7 protein-coding genes and 2 pseudogenes are annotated in these 5,337 nt (G+C 64.2%); 5 read left to right on the top strand and 4 right to left on the bottom strand.

Going from position 1 to position 5,337, the window contains the following annotated elements:
* Nucleotides 1-329: pseudogene (locus AC16XC_RS09835) on the bottom strand (hypothetical protein); the annotation flags it as partial.
* Between the two features lie 245 nt (nucleotides 330-574).
* Between AC16XC_RS09835 and rplU the strand changes: the two are divergent.
* The 3 genes from rplU (at nucleotide 575) to AC16XC_RS09820 (ending at nucleotide 2,147) form a co-directional block, all read left to right on the top strand.
* On the top strand, nucleotides 575-1,111 hold the full coding sequence (gene rplU / locus AC16XC_RS09830; protein ID WP_484034478.1) for a 50S ribosomal protein L21: 537 nt from the start codon (nucleotides 575-577) through the stop codon (nucleotides 1,109-1,111).
* Between the two features lie 19 nt (nucleotides 1,112-1,130).
* Entirely contained in the window at nucleotides 1,131-1,400 is a 270-nt protein-coding gene (gene rpmA, locus AC16XC_RS09825) for a 50S ribosomal protein L27 (protein WP_484034477.1), read from the top strand.
* Between the two features lie 192 nt (nucleotides 1,401-1,592).
* Nucleotides 1,593-2,147, top strand: coding sequence for a GNAT family N-acetyltransferase (locus tag AC16XC_RS09820; RefSeq protein WP_484034476.1), 555 nt, complete (start codon nucleotides 1,593-1,595; stop codon nucleotides 2,145-2,147).
* Between the two features lie 31 nt (nucleotides 2,148-2,178).
* On the opposite strand, the gene AC16XC_RS09815 is transcribed toward AC16XC_RS09820, so the two are convergent.
* Nucleotides 2,179-3,087 carry a metal-dependent hydrolase gene (locus AC16XC_RS09815; RefSeq protein ID WP_484034475.1) on the bottom strand — a complete coding sequence of 303 codons (909 nt, stop codon included), beginning with the start codon at nucleotides 3,085-3,087 and terminating at the stop codon, nucleotides 2,179-2,181.
* 28 nt (nucleotides 3,088-3,115) lie between these two features.
* On the opposite strand from AC16XC_RS09815, the gene AC16XC_RS09810 reads away from it, so the two are divergent.
* Entirely contained in the window at nucleotides 3,116-3,718 is a 603-nt protein-coding gene (locus AC16XC_RS09810) for a TetR/AcrR family transcriptional regulator (protein ID WP_484034474.1), read from the top strand.
* Here AC16XC_RS09810 and ygfZ read toward each other — a convergent pair.
* Nucleotides 3,715-4,473, bottom strand: coding sequence for a CAF17-like 4Fe-4S cluster assembly/insertion protein YgfZ (gene ygfZ, locus AC16XC_RS09805; RefSeq protein WP_484034473.1), 759 nt, complete (start codon nucleotides 4,471-4,473; stop codon nucleotides 3,715-3,717). The genes AC16XC_RS09810 and ygfZ overlap by 4 nt on opposite strands.
* 30 nt (nucleotides 4,474-4,503) lie before the next feature.
* Complete coding sequence (locus AC16XC_RS09800) at nucleotides 4,504-4,989, bottom strand: MEKHLA domain-containing protein (protein ID WP_484034472.1); 486 nt, start codon at nucleotides 4,987-4,989, stop codon at nucleotides 4,504-4,506.
* A 40-nt stretch (nucleotides 4,990-5,029) separates the two neighbouring features.
* Here AC16XC_RS09800 and AC16XC_RS09795 point away from each other — a divergent pair.
* A pseudogene (locus AC16XC_RS09795) lies at nucleotides 5,030-5,337 on the top strand (dihydroorotase); the annotation flags it as partial.

Below are 5,337 nucleotides of genomic sequence, written 5' to 3'. Positions count from 1 at the left end.
GCGACCATGGTTTCGCTGCGGGCCACTTCAAGATCGGAGATCGCCAGCGAAGCGATTGACCAGGCTTCCGACCCGATCTCAGCGCCTCTCGCGGCGGCAACCGGTTCCCGCGCGCGTTCCGCTGCTGCCAGGAGGCGGCGATGCGCCTCTGCCGCATCCGCCCGGAGTTTGGCAATATTCGCGAGCGTTTCGACGCTCGGCTCCGGCGGATCATAGGGCTCGGGGATCACGGGATCGAACACGCCGCTGACCCGTTCCTCGTCGCGGATCGACAGCGACGGATAGAGGCCGGCGTCCTTGGCACAGCCGGCCAGCAGCAGGGCGGGCAAGAAAAGGGCCGGCAGGAGGACGCGGGGCAAGGACATCGCGCCGCCATAGCATGGCCGCCATACCTTTCCAGTCTCTTGCAGAGTGGCGCTCTCCGGCGTTGACAGGAACGGGCTGTTCCACTAACGGCACCCATCTTTCCGGCGCCTTGGGATCATCGGTCTTTGGGCGCTCGGCGCGTCGCCCGCGGTCTGTCGCAAGATTGGCCAAGGCGGGGCGACACAGCAGTAGAATGGATACAGGTACCATGTTCGCAGTAGTGCGCACGGGCGGCAAGCAGTATCGGGTTGCCGCTGGAGACAAGATCGCGGTCGAGAAGCTCGCTGGCGAAGCGGGCGACACGATCGTGCTGGGCGACGTCCTGCTCGCAGGCGAAGGCGGCGAGATCAGGGACGCCGGCAAGGTTACCGTTTCGGCGGAAATCATTGCCCAGGCGAAGTCCGAAAAGGTCGTGGTCTTCAAAAAGCGCCGCCGGCACAATTATCGCCGCAAGGCCGGCCATCGCCAGCAGCTGACCCTGCTCAGGATTCTCTCGGTCGGCGACAGCAAGGCCGCGCCGAAGAAGGAAGCGGCCAAGAAGGAAGAGGCTCCGAAGAAGGAAGCCGCTCCGGCAAAGGCCGAAGCTCCGAAGAAGGAAGCTGCACCCAAGAAGGCTCCGGCCAGGAAGGCTGCCGCTCCCAAGAAGGAAGCCGCTCCCAAGAAGGAAGCCGCAGAGAAGAAGCCGGCCGCCAAGAAGGCGCCAGCCAAGAAGCCCGCTGCCAAGAAGCCGGCAGCCAAGAAGTAAGCGTCAGGAGTAGATCGCAATGGCACACAAGAAAGCAGGCGGTTCGTCCAGGAACGGTCGTGATTCTGCCGGCCGTCGCCTTGGCGTGAAGAAGTTCGGCGGTCAGGAAGTGATCGGCGGCAACATTATCGTGCGCCAGCGTGGCACCAAGTTCTATCCCGGCGCGAATGTCGGCATGGGCAAGGACCACACGCTGTTTGCACTCGAAGCCGGTCGTGTGCGTTTCCACGATGGCAAGCTCGGCCGCAAATATGTGTCGGTCGACGTCATGGCGCAAGCCGCGGAATAAGCGGACGGACCGATAAGGGGGCCGTCCATCGGGATGGCCCGCCAGCGACGACTGGCATTGTGAGGGAGACGGGCCAACCCGCTCCCTCTTTTCACGTCTCCCTCGAAACGGCCTGGCGAAAAGCGCTGAACTCGCCCGGCTAAATGTCACAAACTGCGGATAGTGGGGCGTGGCCAGGCGATGGAGACGGACATGTTCCACCGGAGTGCGAGATTGCTGTTGCGGCCGGTTTTCGAGGAAGACTGGCGGGATGTCTATATAGCCATCAACGACGAAGCCATCGTGCGCATGCTCGCGCGTGCGCCATGGCCGTATCGCGAAGAAGACGCGCAATCCTGGGTTTCGCAGCCCACAAACCCCGGCTCGGCGCGGTTCCTCATTACCCAACCGGGCAAATGGGGCTCGCGGCTGGTTGGCTGCATCGGCTTTGACGACATGGGCGATGGGCCGGAAGTCGGCTACTGGATCGCGCGTCCCTTCTGGGGCCGGGGCTTCGCCACCGAGGCCGGCAGGGCGGTGGTCGAAATCGCGCGGATGATGGGTATCGAGAGGCTTGTCGCGGGCCACCTGATCGACAATCCGGCCTCGGGAAAAGTGCTCGAAAAGATCGGCTTCCGCCCGACCGGGGAAACGCGCATGCAATTCTCGCTCGGACGCGGCCAGGAAGCGATGTCGCGGCGCTATGTGAACGAGCTTGCGGCGAGCACGGGAGACAACGAGCCCGCTTCAATCGCCAAGGCAGCCTGACCCCCTTCCGCTCGCGGGAGGGGGTCTCGCATTATCGGGCAGGTGGGATTGTCGGAACGGCGTCGGGATATTCGCTGTCATAGGCACCGATCAGTTCCCGGTCGGCACCGCCATCCTTCCAGGGATGGAAGCCGGGCAGGATGAACACCGCCAACCCCGGCAGGATGCGCCGGATCGCACCGGGACTGCCGAACAGGTACCAGAACACCCTGGCCTTCCATTTCCAGCCCCTGAGATCGTCCTGCGCGAGCAAATCGCATGTTTCGCGGATCCGTCCGTAGAGGAAGTTCCAGGCCGCAATGACGCCGTAGACGGTCTTGCGCAGCCACCGGGCGGGCCTGCTCCAGGCGCGGGTCGCATGGAGCCAGGTATCGTAGGCGACGCCCTTGTGCTCGATCTCCTCGATCGCATGCCAGCGCCACAACTCGGCCATCGGGCCGATTTCACCGCTCATATAGGCGGGATTGGCAAGGGTCTCGCGCGCGATCCGCGCGGTCAGGTGTTCGAGCATGATCGTGGCGGCGAGATTGTTGATCGGGCTGCGTTTGCGGATTCTCGAAATCCTGCGGTCGATCCGGGCCTCGATCATGGAGATGTCGTAGCCGCTGGCAATCGCGGTCCGGTTGAAGGCGAGGTGTTCGCGCGTGTGATTGACCTCCTGCCGCACGAACAGCCTGATTTCGGCGTCCAGCTTGGGCGGCGCGCCGGCGCGATGCGCCTTGACCGCGTCGATGAAGAACGCCTCGCCCTTGGGGAAGGCGACCGAAAGCGCGGTATGCCAGGCCGTGGCGACCGGATCTCCGGCGAGCCAGTATTTGCCGTTCGGGCTTACATGCGCGAACCGCCGATCGCGGACGCGAATCTTCAGGCCAGCCGGTATGGCCGTCCCTTCGCCGAGCGGCTCGGCTTTTTCGAGATCGATCTTGATCGGTGCAGACATGTTTGAATTCTTTGGCTAACCTACAGTCATGTCAGTTAGGAAACGATTGACGCCGGAAGAAAGCAGGCTGGCCGCGCTCGAGGCTGCCCGTGTGCTGCTGATCGAGGCCGGTCCCCAGAGCGTGACGCTCAAGGCCGTCGCCCAGCGCATCGGCCGTACCCATGCTAACCTGCTTCATCACTTCGGCTCCGCTGCGGGCCTGCAAAAGGCCCTTGCCGCCTATCTGGCACAAACTGTTTGCCAAACTATTGCCGAAGCAGTTCTTGCGAATAGGGCAGGTATTGGCAGTGCTCGCGAAGTAGTAGATCTGACTTTCGATGCCTTCGACGCACAGGGCGGCGGCGCGCTTGCCAGCTGGATGCTGGCTTCGGGGAACGAGGATGCGCTTCATCCGATCGTCGAGGCGATCCATGCGCTGGTCGACGAAATCCATCCCGAAGAGATCGGCCTATCGGGTCCCAGGGAAATGCGCGAGACAACCTTGACGCTCGTCCTGTTGGCGCTGGGCGATGCGCTGATGGGGGAAGCGATGGCAGCGTCGCTCGGCTTGCCGCGCAGTGCCGCGCGCGAGAAAGCCGAAAAGATGCTGGTCTCGGCGCTCGCCGAACACCAGCCGGCAAGACCGGATTAGGACTGGTCCGGTTCCGGAGATTCCGCCCTTTCAATTGCCTTGCGCTGCCACTGCGGGACAAGGTCGAGATCGATGTCCGCGACCCGCAAATGGTCGACCGCCAGCCCAAGTTCGGGATAGGCCGCGCGCCGCCGTTCGCTGTCCGACCGGTCCAGCGGAACCACCGCCAGCCGCCGGTTGACCTTGTTGCGCCAGTTCATCCGGGCGGTGTTCTCCTGCCCGACATAGCAGCCCTTGTCGAAACTGACGCCGTGGAGTTCGGCGGCATTGCATTCGAGCCAGAGGATACCGCCCATTTCGGCGCGCCCTTCCGGAACGCCCAATGACAGGCGATGGGCCAGCCACGCTTCGTCGGCTGCCTCGTCCTCGGCCGAGACCGGGCCCAGCCAGCGATCGCCGAGGCCCTGCAGGCGCGGGTCGTCTGCCCCGCCAAGCCCCGGATCGCGTTCCCAAAAGACGCCGTGGCCCTCGTCGCGGGCGAAGCCGATCTTGCGCCGCAGTTTGTAGAGCGAAAGATGGCCAATCAGTTCGTCGGCAAATTCGGCCTCGCAATCGAGAATCAGCCCCTCCCTTGCCGGCCAGACGAGGAAATCGAACAGGCATTTTCCTTGCGGCGAAAGCAGCCCGGTCCAGACCGGGAGCTTGCCCGTCACGTCATTGGTCACCAGCCCCTGGAGGAAGGCGACGACGTCCTCGCCATCTTCCTCGGGGGTTACGCGGATGAGAGCGCGGCTGAACAGGCGAGTGGCGGCCATGCCCCAGAATTGGCGACTCCGGCGCGATTATCAATCCCCCAGCGCTGTCCAATGGTCGAACATGGCGGCTTGGCCATGGACGCCGCCGGATTCGTCCCGCAGATTCCACACCGTCGCCCGTTCGATCAGGAAGCGCTTGCCGGTCGATGATATGCGAACGCCCGAATAATCGTCGATGAAGCCTTCGCGCGCGACCCGTTCCATCAGCCGCGCGCGCTCCTCGCGCTCAACCGGCTCGGCGGAAAAGCGCGAGGGCAGGCGGATGAAATCCGCGGCAGACATCTCGAACAGCTCGAGCGCAGCGCGGTTGCCGTAGAAGAACACCGGATCGTCCTCGGTCCCATGGGCGACGATCGCAGCGTGCTGGTGGAACATGGCTTCGGCGGTGTCGGCCCAGACTGGAACCAATTGCCGTCCGGTGACATGCGCGAAGCTCGCCGCGATCAGGGCTTCCCTCCCGGCAGCCGAAGCCGTGATCGCGGCCTGTTCGGCCGGCCAGTCGCGAGTCTCGTCCATGACAATGGACGCTAGCCGCGCGAGGCGATAGGGGGAAGCGATGACCGCTTCGCTCACCATCCGCCGGCCCGATGACTGGCATGTGCATCTGCGCGACGGACCAGTGATGGAGGGCGTGCTGCCTTACACCGCGCGGCAATTCGTGCGGGCGATCGTGATGCCGAACCTGGCGCCGCCGGTGGTGACGGTCGCGCAGGCGGTTGCCTATCGCGCGCGGATCCTGGCGGCGCTTCCGCAAGGTGCCGCCTTCACTCCGTTGATGACCTGCTACCTGACGGACAATAACGATCCCGACGAGATCGCGCGCGGCCATGCCGAGGGCGCGTTCGCCGCCGCCAAGCTCTATCC

This window comes from Candidatus Andeanibacterium sp., assembly GCF_057143545.1.
Note: the sequence above shows the minus strand (reverse complement) of the source record. Positions and strands in the feature narration are given on the sequence as shown.